Source organism: Paenibacillus sp. LjRoot56 (genome assembly GCF_964253335.1).
In the GTDB taxonomy this organism is placed as follows: Bacteria; Bacillota; Bacilli; order Paenibacillales; family NBRC-103111; genus Paenibacillus_E; species Paenibacillus_E allorhizoplanae.
Map to the genome: position 1 here is coordinate 2,156,602 of NZ_CAXURV020000001.1, position 15,619 is coordinate 2,172,220.

Sequence of the window (15,619 nt, forward strand, 5' to 3'; positions counted from 1 at the left end):
GGACATTAACTACTGGTACCCAATAGTTCATTTTAAGAGAATGAAGGTGAAAAGTATGTTTCTAACGATTTTAACACCATCATATAATAGGGCACATACATTAATTAAACTATATCAAAGCCTTGAGAAACAAAGTAATAAGTGGTTCGAGTGGCTGATTGTTGATGATGGAAGTGATGATGGTACTAATGAGTATATAAACGAAATTAAGGAAAATGCTTCAATTGAGATTAGGTACATTTATAAACCTAATGGAGGTAAGCATACGGCTATTAATGAGGGAATTAATCATATTGATACACCTCTTACGTTTATTGTAGATAGTGACGATTTTTTAACAGATGATGCAATAGAAACTATTTTTAACACCTGGGAGATATATAAAAATAAAACCGAGATAGGCTCGATTTGGTTCTTACAAAGTGATTCTAATGGCAAAATAATTGGAGATTATTTTCCAGATAACGATTTTATTTCATCATATATAGATGTGATAATTAACAAAGAAATTAAAGGAGATAAAAGAGCGGTTTATTTAACAAAAGCTCGTAAAGAATTTCTATTCCCAACTTATAAAGGGGAAAAATTTATAGGAGAATCAATTGTTCATAAAAGAATTGGGGATAAGTATAAAGGTGTATTCATTAATAAGGTAATATATAAAGGAGAGTATCTTGAAGAAGGATTGTCTAAATCTGGAAAACGCATGAGAATTAGAAACCCATTAGGTGGGATGGATCTTTCTAAAGAATTTTTAACGAGAGATGTTTGTTTTAAAGTTAAATCTAAAAAGATGATATTATATTTAACTTACGGTTTTTTCGCAAGCAAAAAAATTAAGTTTATGTTAGAAGGACTAGGTACGTCGCGGACAAAAAATAATGATTTAATCTTACAGATGGGATTATTTTTTCTTGCTTTGCCATTCGCATGGTGTTTACATAAATATTGGGGAAACAAATATCAATAGTACGACAATAACCATACTATCAAAATATTATGTTGATTCGTAGTAAATTGTGTAATGAATAAAGGGAGTTTGGTATGAATAAAAAAATTTATTTTAAAGGTTACTATGGTTTTAAAAATTTAGGTGATGATATATTCTGTGTTACTGCTGATTGGGTCTGCAATAATTTGTGGGAAAATGTTACTCCCATATTTATTGGAAATAATTTACCTCTCGTTTCGAAACAAGCTAAGAAGTATCAGACTAATAACTCATTTTTGAAGAAAATGTATGAGTTAGTAACATGTTTTAAAGTGAACTATATTATATACCTAGGTGGGTCTGTATTATCTAAGATATCTGGCATTAAAGATATTAAGTATCATTTGAGTAAATATAACTTTTTTAATTCTAAGTTAGGTACAATTGGGACTTCAATTGGACCATTCAAAAACGAAAATGATTACCATGCGATAAAAAAGCTTCTGAAAAAATTTAAGTTTATAACAGTTAGGGATTATTCATCACTTTCAATTATGGAAGGAATGGAATTAGAAACGAGGCCAACTTTTTCTTTTGATACTGCTATCTTAATTGATGAAGTTTTTCCATCTTTGAAAACTAAGAAAAAAAAAGCTAGTAATAATATTAAGATTGCTGTTAGCCTCTGCCATTATGAAAGGTATAAAGGTAAGGACATTACAGCTGAATTCGAGAGGGAAAATGCGATCATGAATTTTCTCGATGGTGTTATTGAAAAATATGATAATATTGGGGAAATCATTTTTTTTCAGTTTAATGGAAATGAAACTAATGGAGATCTCGAGATTACTGAAGAGTTTCACAATCGAATTAAAGATAAAGTAGCGTCGAGGATTGTCAAATACAGCACTGAAACAGAGAAGTTTTGTAAAGAGTTAAACGAAAGTGATTTCTTGATTGGTATCAGGCTTCATTCGGGAATATTGGCCTATGCATTAAATATACCATTTATACTTGCAGAATATCATCCGAAATGTACGGAATTTTTAAATACAATAAATAATAATTATAGATTTGACACCAAGAATGATCAAAAAAACTTGGAGCTTTTTGAAAGCATAATTAATAAAGGTTGTTTATCAAACATTAAAGCCCCAGATTATTTCAAAAATATTTTGTTAGAGGAATTAAAGAGTATAGGTGAAATTTTATAATGGAGAGATAGCATGAAAAAAGTTACCATAATCATAGTATTACTCTCTCTCTTATCGAAAATTATTGGGTTTGGAAGAGAAATTACATTGTCTTACTTTTATGGAGCATCACATATTAGTGATGCTTATTTAATATCCCTTACGATTCCAGGCACTATATTTACATTTGTCGGGGTAGGGATAACAACCAGTTTTATACCAATGTATAGCAGTATATCGAAACGTAGTAATAAAGAGGCAGATAACTACACAAGTAATTTAATTAATCTGACTTTAATTATAAGTATTCTCATTTGTGTATTGGTATTGTTATTTACAGTGCCAATAGTGAAACTCTTTGCTTCAGGATTCGATAATGAAACTTTGAATTTAGCAGTTTATTTTACCAGAATCAGTGTGATAGGAATACTTTTTTCTGGTGCTACATATATTCTCACCGGATATCTGAATATGAAGAGAAGCCTTCTTATGCCAATACTAACTGGAGTACCTTTCAATTTAATCATTATAGCTTCAATAGCTCTAAGTTCTAAATTTGATATTGCAATTCTTTCTATTGGTATGGTCACAGCTATGGGTTTTCAACTGATAATATTGTTACCTTTGGTCTATAAAAAAGGATATAAGTACAAGCACATGCTTGATTTGAAAGATGAGAATGTAAAACAAATGAGTTTATTAGCATTACCAGTAATTTTCGGAACATCTGTTGATCAAATTAATAAATTGATAAATAGAACAATTGCATCTCATATCGAGGTTGGGGGGATTTCAGCTCTAAATTACGGCAATAGGTTGGTCTCTTTCGTACAGGGGATATTCGTAACATCTATTGTTAGTGTGATGTATCCTGCAATCTCAAAATTGTCTGCTGAAAATAATATGAATGGACTTAAGAAATCATTGTCTGACGCGATAAGTTCAGTGAATCTTCTTGTTGTCCCCTCAACGGTGTTTAGTATTATTTTCGCTGAGCCTATAATTAGAATACTATTTGGAAGAGGGCAATTCGGACCAGATGCAGTATCCATGACCTCGAATGTGCTCTTATTTTATAGTATAGGATTAATTGGCGTTGCATTAAGAGAAGTGATTTCTAAAGTATTCTACGCTATGCATGATACTAGGACTCCTATGATTAATGCAGCTGTTTCTGTAGCTATAGATATAGGATTGAATTTGATTTTATCCCGTTATATGGGTATCGCTGGTCTTGCACTATCAACCAGTATTTCGGCAATTTTTTGTACTATGCTTTTATTTATAAGTCTGAGTAAAAAAATTGGAGCATTTGGGTTAAAAGGGCTTTTTATTTCCTTTGGTAAAATTGTTATCGCATCTATGTCTATGGGAATCTTATCAAGATTGGTATTTAGTTTTCTTACAAATATAATAAATTTGAATATAAGTTTGTTAATCTCAGCAGGAGTTGCTGCAATAGTATACTTAATTTTAATTTATATGCTAAAGGTAGAAGATGCCTTTAATGTTGTAAATACTATCAAAAATAAGTGGTTGAAAAATGGTAAAGCAGTATAATGTAGAGCTCCATTCTTGATTTTATTCTTTCCATTATTTGCTCATAGCATAATTTGAAAATGGAAGAAAGCTTATGCACTTAGAGGTCATTACCTCCCCCTGTGTTGTAACTAGTTTGGAATTGAAGTGAAAGATAAGTATACAATTTGATTTTCATATAAACCAAGAATTAGATATAAATGCATTTGTAAATTAGCGTTTTAATATGAATAAATTCTCGACAAAAAAAATTTGAATTAACAGAAATATAGACATACTTTGCAACTGTCGTTCTTTATAATGAACAGTGTGGAGGTGAAGTAGATGTCAGAGATTTATCTGAATAATTCTTTTGCTTTAAGAGAATGCCTGTATATCGCCTTAGAGGTGTGCGGCAAACATCTAGAAAATGACATTATAGAAAGAGTACATCTTTTCGCGGCTGAACTAAAATTCGGTATTGAGACAAAAACTGTAATCATAACAGCACAAATTGCATCAGACTTAAATAGACTTATCCTTGATTTCAGGAATAGTCATACAGCAAGATGGATTAGAGATGATTTTCATGTTGCTATCAACGAACTGGAAATTAAAATTAGTAGAGTGGCATAGATCGAAGACACCCTATGGTGTCTTTTTGATGTGCAGCTAACTTTAAGTTAATTATGTATAGAGCCATTCGGAAAAAATAGGTCTACAAACAATATTTTTGAGTCCTGTATAAAATGGATTCTTGTAAGAGTCTTATTTAATATCAGTGTGTTTCCTGTAGCATCATATTTTACGATATTATAAGTTTTTGTCACTTGTTCTGAAATTAATGATTGTAAGTGTAACAACCTAGTACTTCCGCCCCTCCCTACCTCCAAATAATCACGACGAATTGACCATTGCTGCAAACTATGGATTTGCTACAATAGATATATAAGTCAATCACATAAATCGGACGATAATGGCAAAGCTGATGAAAATCAGTGACGCAAAGCTATAGGGACTAAGGTGGTTTATGCCATTATGTCAGCCAGCTTCCGAATCATCGTGCCTCCCAGTGATTTATGTGAAATCGAGGAGGGAATTATATGGATAAGTTTTGGCATTCTTTTTGGTTGAGATTTAATGAGGTTATCCTGGATAGCTGCATCTGTGATGTTGAGCGAACGAAGATTTTTAATAAAATTAGCTATCATCGTACGAAATTGTATACATAGTGAAAGCACCCCAAAGGGTGCTTTTTTCGTTCACTGTCTTTTTGACGCCGCGGGTATTGTTTTAAGCTAGAAATAGGACTATGGACTATGACTTTGGTCCCTCTTCAAATGTCGAATCCTCAAGTATAATGAAATTATTCGCAGCTTGTACCAAACAGTTATTTGGGACTGTCGGTGAAGCGTCTGCGTTTAAAGCCCCAGTATTTGATCCAAATGGCGCCTTCATCATCTTTGAAAAGCTTGATACCTAGTAGTTTCAATGGGGTCCATACTTCCGTAAAATAGTAATTAGGCAAGCGCATCGTCTCCCGTGTATGATGTATATTACTCTCTAATATAACCGCTCCCAATTGAAAAGTATGTCGAAATTTGTCATATGGTTTGTGTGGTGATTATTTTTGCGTTCCAATGCACTTCGAGGTGCATTTTTTTTGCGTTTTCTGCGACAATATGTGACTTCTGGGCTCATAGAGTTTATAATAAACATATCCATTATGTGACTTGGCTGGTGAAGATATGAAGAAAAAGAAGTGGACGAAGCGACTAGTATGGGTAGGAAGTAGTGCTGCTATGCTACTTGTAATTGGGTATTTTGGCATGAATATAGCTATGTCTTATTTCCTGGATTCGATGATTCCCTCCATGCCTTTGGAGATCAGTCAAGAGGTTGATGAAGAGACTAGTTTAATAGTTTCTGATGTTAGTGATGTTAATAGTAAAACAAACGAAACAACAGTAACTAAGGAGTCTACTAATTCCACTGTGAATAAGCTAGATGATGCGACGGCTACGCTTAAACCGCAAGGGACGACGATTCCGATAGATACGTCAACTGAGAAACAAGCTTCTAGTACAGCTTCTGAGAAGACGAATGATTCTAAGAGTGTTGATCAGATTTCTACACCATCTCCAGCAGCGTCGAAGAATGGGACAGGCTATGAGGCTCAAATTACGACGGAGAAAGCAAAAGAGGTCCAGGATGCGATCACGCTCAAGGAGAAGGCTTCGGTGACTTCGGTGCTTTTGAAGAAATTAAGTGCGTCGGATCTCCAACTGTTTGCGAAGATGGCTGGTAATGGTTTATCTGTTGATGAAAAGAAGAAAGCCAAGGATATTATTCTGCAGAAGCTATCGGAAGACGAGTATAACCAATTGATTGGAATTGCAGCGAAGTATGGCTTAAGTCAAGGGAAGAAATATGCAGAAACGCAGCCGAAGACAACAAAGTAATGTAATCACAGATGCAAACTACAGTAGGGGGTTGAGATGAGAAAAAGGCTCATACTGACAATCATTGTGCTAGGTATGCTAGGAGTTGGCGGTTATGCGGCGTATAGTTATGCGATGAATGTGATTGCTAACAAAATAGCCAATCAACTCGTTGTGGATGGTGGGGCAGGCCAGGAATGGTTGGCGTCAATGGATTTGTCGGCTATTGCAGATACGATTGAAATTCCTCCTGCTGTTACACCGAGTGCTGAGAATCCGAAGTCTGTTAGCGAAGATAATTCGAATGGGAAAGTGATCTCTAAGAACTCGGATGAACAGGTCAACGCTACCAATACTGTGAAGGGGCAAGATCCGACAACAGGTAAAGAACAGCAGAAGTCGACTGCAACGGAGAAGAAGGAAGCTGTTCAATTTGATAATAAGCAGGAGGCTGTAAAGTTCGTGATGAGCCGTTTCTCGGCATCAGAGCTCAACAGGCTTAGGCAAATGGCCAGCGGTGGACTAACACCTGAGAAGAAGGCGGAACTGAAGAAGATCGCGTATACGAAGTTTACATCGGCAGAAATCGCAGCAGTACAGAGAGTGGTTTCTTCCCAATAATACATAGAAGAGGTGTTCAGGAAGTGAAAGCAAGTCAACGATTGAAAGTAATTACAGGTTTATCCATAGCCGTGATGATGGGGATTTCTGCGCAAGCATCAGCAGCACAAGCACCATTGGATGTGGATGTGTATCAGGTTCCGATGCATTTTACGTTTGACGGAAAGGAATATGCACCGCCAGAGGGTCAGCAGGGTTTTATTTATGAAGGCACGACTTATGTTCCGATTCGATTCATCTCTTACTCGCTAGATAAAGCGGTCAACTGGGATCCGAATACGTACACGGTAACGATTGCAGAGCCTAAGACGACAGAAAAAATTAATATTAGTGAATATAAATTAAATACGCAGGTTTATTCGAAAAGTACGGAGAAGTTCGATAAATCGAAGTTGGCTCCAAGTAATTTGAAGGTATATAAAGAGAAAATTAATTATGTTTTTGATGGTGTTAAGAAGAGCCCGTCTGATGAATTGCCAGGGTATATTGTTGATGGTAGTTTGTTTGTTCCGATTCGCTTTTTCTCGGAGTCTGTTGGCAAAACGATTAACTGGGATTCGGAAACGTACACAGTGTCCGCGGTCACGAAGGAAGAGAAGAAGCCTGAGGTGAAATTGCCTGAAGTGAAACCAGAGACGAAGCCTGTGACACCTGGTCCTGTTGGCGGTGGTGGTGGAGGTGGAGCTCCGAGCACCAAACCATCTGAAGCTTCGATTAAGGCGGATGCTGAGGCTAAGTTGACTCAACTTAAAGAATCTGCAAGTTCTAAACTACAAGCTCTATATGATCAGTATAAGGAAAATCCAAGTTCGAGTTTAATTGCCAATGGCAAAGCGATTCTTGATCAAATTGAAAGTCAATTTAATCAAATCATAAGCGAGACTACAGATAAGTTGAATACAAATGGTTACGACACGTCTATTATAAATTCTTATGAAGATCAATATAATCAAATCAAGGATGATGCCTTAGCTTCAATCCTTAAATAATGCGCCCATTTTTGGGCTTTCGTTCACCGAGTAGGCAATCGCACACATACAGTATAGTAGTAAATCAAACTATACAGAGAATGTGAGTGATTCCGATATGACGAAGCGTGAAGATCAAGAATTTCGTCCACCGCTCGGAGGGCATGGTGGCGGTATAGGAGGCGGTATAGGACATGGACCCGGCGGCATTGGCCACGGCCCAGGGGGTATTGGAGGCATTGGAGGTCCAGGCCACTTCCCAGGCGGCCCAGGTCACTTCCCTGGTGGACCCGGCCATTTCCCAGGAGGTCCTGGACATTTTCCCGGTGGCCCAGGCCACTTCCATGGCGGAGGTTTTAACAATATACTACCTTGGGTAGTGGCTCCATTACTATATGGTGCGGCGACACAACCATACTACCCACCATATTATCCGTACCCATATCCATATCCTTATCCCTACCCACCATACTATCAGCAATATCCACCATACCCGACGTACCCTGTGATCAGGGAAGAGGATGATTTGTAGTTTCCATAGCATTTAAAATCAAAGCTGCCTAACGAGTAGGAACCCCCTGCTTGCTAGGCAGCTTTTTTTTTTTTTTCTATTAATTAGAATTATTATAAATAAGGTTGACTTTATTTTTATTTTATTTATAATAATTATTATCTGATATCAATTATTAATGAAATGAAAGAGGCCGTATGGAAGGAGTGTATCACCAATGTATGATGTCATTATTGTTGGAGCTGGTCCCGCTGGAGCTTCTGCGGCGATTTATACAGCAAGAGGGAATTTGAAAACATTAGTTATTGATAAAGCACCGAATACAGGAGCATTAGCCATCACGCACAAAATTGCGAATTATCCCGGTGTCATTGGCGAATTGTCAGGTAAGGATCTGCTGGATACGATGCGCGACCAAGCCAAAGGCTTCGGAGCTGAGTTCATCCAAACGACGATTACGGATGTGGATGTCGAAGGCGATACGAAGTATGTGTTTACCGCTGATGGGATGTTTGAAGGCAAGGCGATCATCATTGCAACGGGTTCTAAGGGACGTAACCGCATGCTGCCTGGTGAGGAGAATCTGATGGGGCGCGGCGTGAGTACGTGTGCGACGTGTGATGGTGCATTTTTCGAAGGGAAAACGGTCGCAGTGATCGGGGATTCGGAAGAAGCGCTGGAAGAAGCCCAGGCGCTCAGCAAGTTCACGAAATCCATTCATTTCGTTGTGCCTCGACCTGAGCTGCAAGGAGTTCACCACGTTCCAGATTTGAAAGGCACCAACATTCTTTACAAGACGAAGCCCCTCGAAGTTCTTGGCGATAAGCAAGTGCAAGGTCTCAAAATTCGTACAAGCTCTGGTGGCGAGGAAGTGCTGGATGTGGATGGTGTCTTCGTTTTCCTATCTGGCAGCAAGCCAGGTACGGATTTCTTACAGGATCAAGTTCCTCTGGATGAGGATGGTTTTATGATCTTGGACAGCTCGATGCAGTCGCCGGTTGCGGGTGTTTTCGGTGCAGGAGAAGTTAGACGTACCCCAGTGAAACAAGCGGTTGTTGCCGCTGCAGATGGTGCGATTGCCGCCATGGCGGTCGATAAATTCATTAATAAACGGGCTCAACTGATCCCGCAATACAAATAATTTAACCTTTTAGGAGATGACCAACTATGTCTAATGTAATCGTATATTCCAGTACGAACTGCCCTTATTGTGTCCAACTGAAAAAATATTTAACAGATCAGCAAGTCGGTTTTGAAGAAAGAAACATCGATTTGAATGATCAATTCGGACAAGAACTGCATAATATGGGCCTCATGTCATTGCCTGTGACTGTCATCGGTGAGCACAAAATTCTTGGTCTTAACGTGACCAAACTTAAAAAAGCACTGGCTGAAATCGCTAGCTAATTCAATCCATAAACCCAAAGGAGATAACATCATGACACAACAACTAACCGTTCAATCACCTGCTACTTTTGCTAAAATAGGGCTGCCAGCCCCGAGCTTCAACCTGCTCTCCACGAAAAATATGGAAACACTTGAGGAAAAAATCTCTCTCGAGGACTACCGTGGCAGGTGGCTCGTATTCTTCTTCTGGCCCTTCGACTTCACGTTCGTGTGTCCGACGGAAATCACGGCGTTCAGCGACTATTACGAGCAGTTCCTTGATCTCGATTGTGACATCGTCGGAGCCTCCGTAGACAGTGTCTACACGCATCGTGCATGGACACAAACACCGCGCGATCAAAGCGGCATTGGCCCTGTGAAGTTCCCATTGGTCAGTGACTTCTCCAAAGAAACAGCACGTGCCTATGGCGTCCTAGATGATGAGACAGGTGCTGCTCACCGTGGCTTGTTTATTATTGATCCGGATGGCGTACTACGCTATCAAGTGGTCACAGACATGAATGTTGGCCGCTCGGTTGACGAGACGCTTCGTGTACTTCAAGCACTGCAAGCAGGCGGTCTGTGCCCAGCGAACTGGAAGCCAGGCGATCGCACGTTGTAAGTCAAGGAGCCCTAATCGACATGTTGTCGGTTAGGGCTTTTTCTTTATTCGTATCGTGCTCTCATTTGAAGTATAATGAGTAAACTACAGGTAGATAGTGAGGTCGAATGCAGCATGGCGTCCATTGCGGACAAGGTATTTATGGGTTCTTTAATTTTGATGATGGTAGCTGTTGTCGTTAGCGGGATTGGCTTTCAATTCGTGAATTGGAAATCGCAGGTGACCAATGAACTTGAGGGAGAAACGCAGACGAGCAGCAGTCGAAAGAAATCCGTTATGGATCGACAAGATAAAAGTCTGAAACGCATAGGGCGCTCTTATTTATTTTGGATTGCGCTTGCGGGTATGCTGATCTCTATTGGTTTAAGTTATTTATCAAAATAAGTAGTTGGAAAAAGCGTACAGCTGCTCATGTTCATGATGAGTGTGCTGTACGCTTTTTTTGTCGTCCCAGGGGATGACAAAAATCTACATGAAATGATCTACAAGATTCTCCAACATTTTCATTGATTGTGCGTTATAAAGAATATATGTATTCTTTATAAAGGAAGGAAATGTTGAATGATGAAAACTTACTCTCAATTGAAAACTGAAATTCAAACGATATCGGATGAAATATCTTTGTTATATAAGATACAAGATGAGCTAAACAAGCACTTACAGGAAGTTTGTCTCCACGAGAACAAAGTTACCCTCGACAATGTTGAATATTCAGGAATGCTACAAAGCATTGATTACTGTATGGATTGCAGAAAAGCTTTGCCCCTTGCTAGCTTCGCATCAAGTGTTTAAATAAACTCAAATAGTTATATTTTTCGTTATAAAGAACAGTGAATAAGCACGCCTTATTAGGCGTGCTTATTCACTGTTCTTTAATTAGCCAGAATCCCGCGCAATAAAACGCGCAGATAACACCACTTTCTCCACCTGTCTCCCCTGATGCTGCAGTCGGTACAGCAGTGTTTCTACAGCTCGAATACCTAGAGCTTCTTTCCCGAGCTCAATTGTACTTAGCGCAGGAGTCGCATAAGCGGCTGCTTCAATATTGTCCAGCCCGATGACTTTAACTTGACTAGGCACATCAAGGCCATGACGCTTCAGGATCGGCAACAACGCTAGCGCGAGGTGATCATTGGCGCAAACAAACCCATCGGGCATGGTTTCCGGCGTCAATGCCGCCACTTTGCGCTCCAATTGGTGAAGCATATGAGGACCGGAATAGGCGATTTGCCATTTCTTCAAATGGTAGTGCTCAGCAGGTCCGGCCATAGCTTCGAGGGCCATACGGCAGCCCCACCAACGCTCTTTGAAGCTGACGGCAAATTGGTCATCGCCAATGAAAATAACACGCTTCGCGCCCTCGGATAGCAAGCGTTGACAGGCCATTTTACCAGCATCCAAATTGTTATTGAGCACACAATCGACTTCGATGAGTGGTTCATGATGGTCAATGAGGACGAGTGGAATCCCACTCTGTTTCAATGAAATAACAGACTGCGCAGGAAAGGTGCCTGCTAGCAGCTGCCCTATGCAATGCGACGGATCGAGATAGGAAGGCATCTGCAATCCCAGTTGATGATGAGGTGCGATAGGAACGATGAGATGCTCAAAGCCCAATTCTTTGCTAGCTGCGGCAATACCGGTGAGAACCTTTCCCCAAAAAGGGTTGTCCTCTAAATAGGTAGACTGAATCCACACCAAGATATAGGGAGTGATTTCAGTTTTGGCGTGTGTATCTCCAATGACATGGCTGATAGATTGATGATGAGTTGGCGTGCGTTGTGGGTGCTTCTGCTTGAGGGTATAGCCCATCGCTTTCGCAGTCTCCTGAATACGAAGACGGTTCTCTTCACTGACGCCTGATTTACCAGATAATGCTTGAGAAACCGTATATTTGGACATACCTAGTCGGTCAGCAATTTGCTGCATGGAAACTTTTGGGCTCATGAGTGACATCCTTCTATGTTATACATACGTTAATTTTCCGAATCGAACCTAACAAATCTATTGTTCCTGATCAGGCGGATATTGTCAATGTGCATTATAATGGGGTTATGCAAAAAAAAGATTGACCGCAACTCAGAAAGTGAGTAAATTATGTTCATAATTATGAGTTGTTAGCCTAACAAAAATAACAAAATGAATATGAATTGACGATTGAACCCACACATCGATTTGGAGGATGAAGCATGCTTACAACGATCATATTTTACGATCCCACATTTCCATATGAAGGAATTCGGCCCGATGACAAGGCTGTTGCACAGCTTGGAGAAATAGGAAGAGTGGTTGGAGCGGAGCGGCTAGAAGCGGCGCTGCAGCAGGGGGCAGATAACTTCATCCATCTTCACGGACGTTACTTTCCGAAGTCAGCATGGCAAGCAATCCTAATTCATGCGCGTAAGGGTAAAGGATTCGTACATCTGGGCAGCGCTCCTTTCCGAGTACCGTCTTACCTAGGCGCAGAGGGCTGGGAGCTGGAAATCGAGCAGACAGCGTATCATCAGCAGCTTCAAATTCATGAAATTCTTTCCGTAGACGACGCTCCTATTGCGGAGTATGCCGTGAATACTGAGCTGCCGTTGCTGGCAGGCAAAGAAAATCTGTTCGCCATTCAACCGACGGTTGGATTCGCGCTGCATGTGACACGGACTGATGATCATCCAGGTCAAATAGGTTCTAGTGGTCCGATGGATGCGCATTTCACACCATTGTTAAAGGGGATATCGAAGGAAGGACGCGAGGTGGCTGCGCCGATCGTGCTTCTTGAGAATACAAAGGGGGCATTCGCGGGTGGCCGGTGGATTTTCGCCAATGTGGTCACGGATGAAACCTTCTGGGGTAACGGTGGAGCCGCACTAGTTGGGGAGTTAGCAGGGTATACGAAGCGTGGTGTAACGGAAATATGGTTCAAGCCGAACTACGCTTGTTATGATCCGGGCGACCGCGCAGCCTTGACGGTTCAATTGCAAACACTTGCGAATCGTACAGGGGTTGTGCCTTTGAATGAGTCTTGGACCTTCCATGTCCAAGTATCTAAAGACGGTGCAACATCACCGATCTGGACGACGGAATTCACGATGAATGCGTCACGCGAGCTCTCTTTTAAAAAGGTAAATATTCCTGTTGATATTGAAGCGGGTTATTATACAGCGGTTTGTAAAGCGGTAGCGAATACGGGGGAAACGCGCACGTTTAACCAAGGCTTCTGGGGATATGATGCCGAGTTGCTTCGCGAAGGGACGCCGATGTCCTGTGATCGCGACTACTTCTGGAAGGACGGACGTCCGCTTCCGATCGTTGGGATGACGTATATGACGAGCGATGTGGCGAGGAAGTTTTTATTCTTGCCGAATGTTTCCGTGTGGGATCGCGATATTGCGCAAATGGTTAAAGCAGGCATCAACCTGCTTCGTACTGGTGTGTGGTCGGCTTGGCGTCAAATCATGTTCGTGGACGGACATCCGTATGAGGAAGTGCTGCGCAGCATTGATGCTTTTATTTTGACTTGCAAAAGACATGGGATCGAAGTCACGTTCAATTTCTTCTCTTTTACACCAGAGCTGTGGGAGGGCGTGAATCCGTATTTGGATCCGCGCAGCGTGGAGGCGCAGAAGCGGTTTATATCTTCGGTAGTGTCCAGACATAAGGAAACGACGAATGTGCATTGGGATCTGATCAATGAGCCCTCGATGTTCAATCCGAGCAAGCCGTTTGCTGGGCCGCAGTCAGCTCATGATGCTTTCGAGCATGAAGCGTATGTAGCTTGGCTGGAGGAGCGCCATGGGGATATTCGCAAGCTGCAAGAACGCTGGAATATGTCTCCTGCGGAGCTCCCGAACTTCGCTAGTGTCCGTTTGTTGGATCCTTCTGAAGTGAACATGAGCACGACAGAAACGGTTGAGAAAAAAGGTTCCCCATGGCTGGACTATACCCTATTCACCATGGACATGCACAATCGGTGGGCGAAGGAATTGATCGCGACAATTCGCAGTATCAACCCCGCACAGTTGGCGACTGTGGGACAGGATGAGGGATTGGGCGCACAACGGCCATCGCCTTTCTTTTACGCAGAAGCTGTGGATTATACGACGGTGCATACGTGGTGGTTGATGGATCAGTTGGTGTGGGATGGCATTTTCTCCAAGGCGCCGACGAAGCCGAGTTTGATTCAAGAAACGGGCATTATGTATGTCGAGACGGCAAATGGGCGTGCGAAGCGGTCGGAATACGAGCTGCGAAATATTCTAGAGCGTAAATATGCCTATTCCTTCTCGACAGGTGGAGCGGGTGCTGTTCAGTGGATTTGGAATATCAACTTCTATATGAACAACATCAATGAGTCGCATATTGGTGCGCTTCGGGCAGACGGGACAGAGAAACCGGAGGCGGATGTTTCCTACGATTTCGGGGCATTCATGGGCGCGATTCGCGATCTCTTCGTTGGCCGCAAATTAGAGGACGTCGTGGCAGTGTTCCCGTATTCAAATGATTTCTCCACGCGCAAAGTAGCAAGTGATGCAACAGCGAAACTAACTCGCACGCTTGCCTATGGGATGAACGTACCGTTCCGTGGGTTGAGCGAGTATCATCTCGATGCACTGGCATCGGATCAGCCGAAGTTGATTATCGTGCCGAGTGCGCATAATTTCAGCGATGCCGCGCTTACGAAGTTAACGACGCATGTCCGTGAGAATGGCGGAACGCTGCTGTTTACAGGGCCGCTAGGATTGAATGAGTACTGGGCACCCGTAGCTCGGTTGACGGATATAGTAGGTGAAACAGTGCTGGGCAACATTGTGCGAGAAGAGGCAATGGTGTTGGAGGGAGAAATGGTTCCTGTGTCCTTCGGAGGTGCACGGATCGCTGAGTTGAATAAAGAGGTACCACTATCCGATGATGGAAAATGGAATTCGCAGCATGGCGTCGTTCGCAGTTATGAGCTGGGCAAAGGGCAGCTCATCTGGTGTCCACTCCCAGTGGAGCTTGGTGAGCGCGGCGATGCACTCGAGAAGCTGTACGCGTATGCTCTTAAGTCAGCTGGTGTGGATGCGGAACTAACGTGGGTAAAAGGCGGGCAGCTGCCGGGCGTATATGGGCGGAAGCTCAGCTTTGATAGCGGTTCGTTGTTCATCTTGGTCTCGGAGTTCAGCGTGGACACGCAGATCGAAGTGACGGATCCGGCAACGGGCTTGAGCTACGCGTTCGAGCTGGAAGCCGAACGTACGGTGATGTTCGCCGTGAATTCTGTCGGCGAGTTGTTGGCAGTGTATCGACCTGAGCAGGTGCAGGTTGAGGTGAAGCAGTAGACGATTAGCGGGTAAGCTAATTGAAGAAGCCTCTGAATGAGATGTAATTCTCATTTGGAGGCTTTTGGTTTTTGGCGGGATGTCGTCGATGAATGTCCCGCATTAAATAGATTTTGCCG

General features: G+C 41.8%; 16 protein-coding genes and 1 riboswitch. Of the genes, 14 read left to right on the forward strand and 2 right to left on the reverse strand.

The window, feature by feature from the left end; translation table 11 throughout:
• The first annotated feature begins 55 nt into the window (after window positions 1-55).
• From ACSQ8O_RS09615 to ACSQ8O_RS09635, 5 genes are all read left to right on the forward strand, one after another.
• Entirely contained in the window at window positions 56-970 is a 915-nt protein-coding gene (locus tag ACSQ8O_RS09615) for a glycosyltransferase family A protein (RefSeq protein WP_436241373.1), read from the forward strand.
• Between the two features lie 74 nt (window positions 971-1,044).
• Window positions 1,045-2,145 carry a polysaccharide pyruvyl transferase family protein gene (locus ACSQ8O_RS09620; protein ID WP_436241374.1) on the forward strand — a complete coding sequence of 367 codons (1,101 nt, stop codon included), beginning with the start codon at window positions 1,045-1,047 and terminating at the stop codon, window positions 2,143-2,145.
• Window positions 2,146-2,157: 12 nt separating this feature from the next.
• Window positions 2,158-3,684 carry a murein biosynthesis integral membrane protein MurJ gene (gene murJ / locus ACSQ8O_RS09625; protein ID WP_436241375.1) on the forward strand — a complete coding sequence of 509 codons (1,527 nt, stop codon included), beginning with the start codon at window positions 2,158-2,160 and terminating at the stop codon, window positions 3,682-3,684.
• Between the two features lie 303 nt (window positions 3,685-3,987).
• Entirely contained in the window at window positions 3,988-4,278 is a 291-nt protein-coding gene (locus ACSQ8O_RS09630; protein WP_436241376.1) for a hypothetical protein, read from the forward strand.
• 332 nt (window positions 4,279-4,610) lie between these two features.
• A riboswitch (cyclic di-GMP riboswitch) is annotated at window positions 4,611-4,699 on the forward strand.
• 46 nt (window positions 4,700-4,745) lie between these two features.
• Window positions 4,746-4,874: a hypothetical protein gene (locus ACSQ8O_RS09635; protein WP_268796258.1), complete on the forward strand. Its 129-nt coding sequence runs from the start codon at window positions 4,746-4,748 to the stop codon at window positions 4,872-4,874.
• Between the two features lie 158 nt (window positions 4,875-5,032).
• On the opposite strand, the gene ACSQ8O_RS09640 is transcribed toward ACSQ8O_RS09635, so the two are convergent.
• Window positions 5,033-5,170 carry a hypothetical protein gene (locus tag ACSQ8O_RS09640; RefSeq protein ID WP_436241377.1) on the reverse strand — a complete coding sequence of 46 codons (138 nt, stop codon included), beginning with the start codon at window positions 5,168-5,170 and terminating at the stop codon, window positions 5,033-5,035.
• Window positions 5,171-5,390: 220 nt separating this feature from the next.
• Between ACSQ8O_RS09640 and ACSQ8O_RS09645 the strand changes: the two genes are divergently transcribed.
• From ACSQ8O_RS09645 to ACSQ8O_RS09680, 8 genes are all read left to right on the forward strand, one after another.
• Window positions 5,391-6,104 carry a hypothetical protein gene (locus tag ACSQ8O_RS09645; protein WP_436241378.1) on the forward strand — a complete coding sequence of 238 codons (714 nt, stop codon included), beginning with the start codon at window positions 5,391-5,393 and terminating at the stop codon, window positions 6,102-6,104.
• Between the two features lie 36 nt (window positions 6,105-6,140).
• Entirely contained in the window at window positions 6,141-6,704 is a 564-nt protein-coding gene (locus ACSQ8O_RS09650; RefSeq protein WP_436241379.1) for a hypothetical protein, read from the forward strand.
• A 23-nt stretch (window positions 6,705-6,727) separates the two neighbouring features.
• Window positions 6,728-7,693, forward strand: coding sequence for a copper amine oxidase N-terminal domain-containing protein (locus ACSQ8O_RS09655; RefSeq protein ID WP_436241380.1), 966 nt, complete (start codon window positions 6,728-6,730; stop codon window positions 7,691-7,693).
• Between the two features lie 97 nt (window positions 7,694-7,790).
• A complete protein-coding gene (locus tag ACSQ8O_RS09660) occupies window positions 7,791-8,204 on the forward strand; it encodes a hypothetical protein (RefSeq protein ID WP_436241381.1) in 414 nt (137 codons plus the stop codon).
• A gap of 196 nt (window positions 8,205-8,400) precedes the next feature.
• Window positions 8,401-9,324: an NAD(P)/FAD-dependent oxidoreductase gene (locus ACSQ8O_RS09665; protein WP_436241382.1), complete on the forward strand. Its 924-nt coding sequence runs from the start codon at window positions 8,401-8,403 to the stop codon at window positions 9,322-9,324.
• A 26-nt stretch (window positions 9,325-9,350) separates the two neighbouring features.
• Window positions 9,351-9,590: a glutaredoxin family protein gene (locus ACSQ8O_RS09670; RefSeq protein WP_436241383.1), complete on the forward strand. Its 240-nt coding sequence runs from the start codon at window positions 9,351-9,353 to the stop codon at window positions 9,588-9,590.
• A gap of 31 nt (window positions 9,591-9,621) precedes the next feature.
• Window positions 9,622-10,191 (forward strand): peroxiredoxin, encoded by a 570-nt coding sequence (locus ACSQ8O_RS09675; RefSeq protein ID WP_436241384.1) that lies wholly within the window; start codon window positions 9,622-9,624, stop codon window positions 10,189-10,191.
• A gap of 75 nt (window positions 10,192-10,266) precedes the next feature.
• Window positions 10,267-10,575 (forward strand): hypothetical protein, encoded by a 309-nt coding sequence (locus ACSQ8O_RS09680; protein WP_436241385.1) that lies wholly within the window; start codon window positions 10,267-10,269, stop codon window positions 10,573-10,575.
• A gap of 492 nt (window positions 10,576-11,067) precedes the next feature.
• Here the strand turns inward: ACSQ8O_RS09680 and ACSQ8O_RS09685 are convergent, their stop codons facing one another.
• Window positions 11,068-12,138 (reverse strand): LacI family DNA-binding transcriptional regulator, encoded by a 1,071-nt coding sequence (locus ACSQ8O_RS09685; RefSeq protein ID WP_436241386.1) that lies wholly within the window; start codon window positions 12,136-12,138, stop codon window positions 11,068-11,070.
• 242 nt (window positions 12,139-12,380) lie between these two features.
• Here ACSQ8O_RS09685 and ACSQ8O_RS09690 point away from each other — a divergent pair, with 242 nt between their 5' ends.
• Window positions 12,381-15,500, forward strand: coding sequence for a beta-galactosidase (locus tag ACSQ8O_RS09690; protein WP_436241387.1), 3,120 nt, complete (start codon window positions 12,381-12,383; stop codon window positions 15,498-15,500).
• Window positions 15,501-15,619 lie beyond the last annotated feature (119 nt).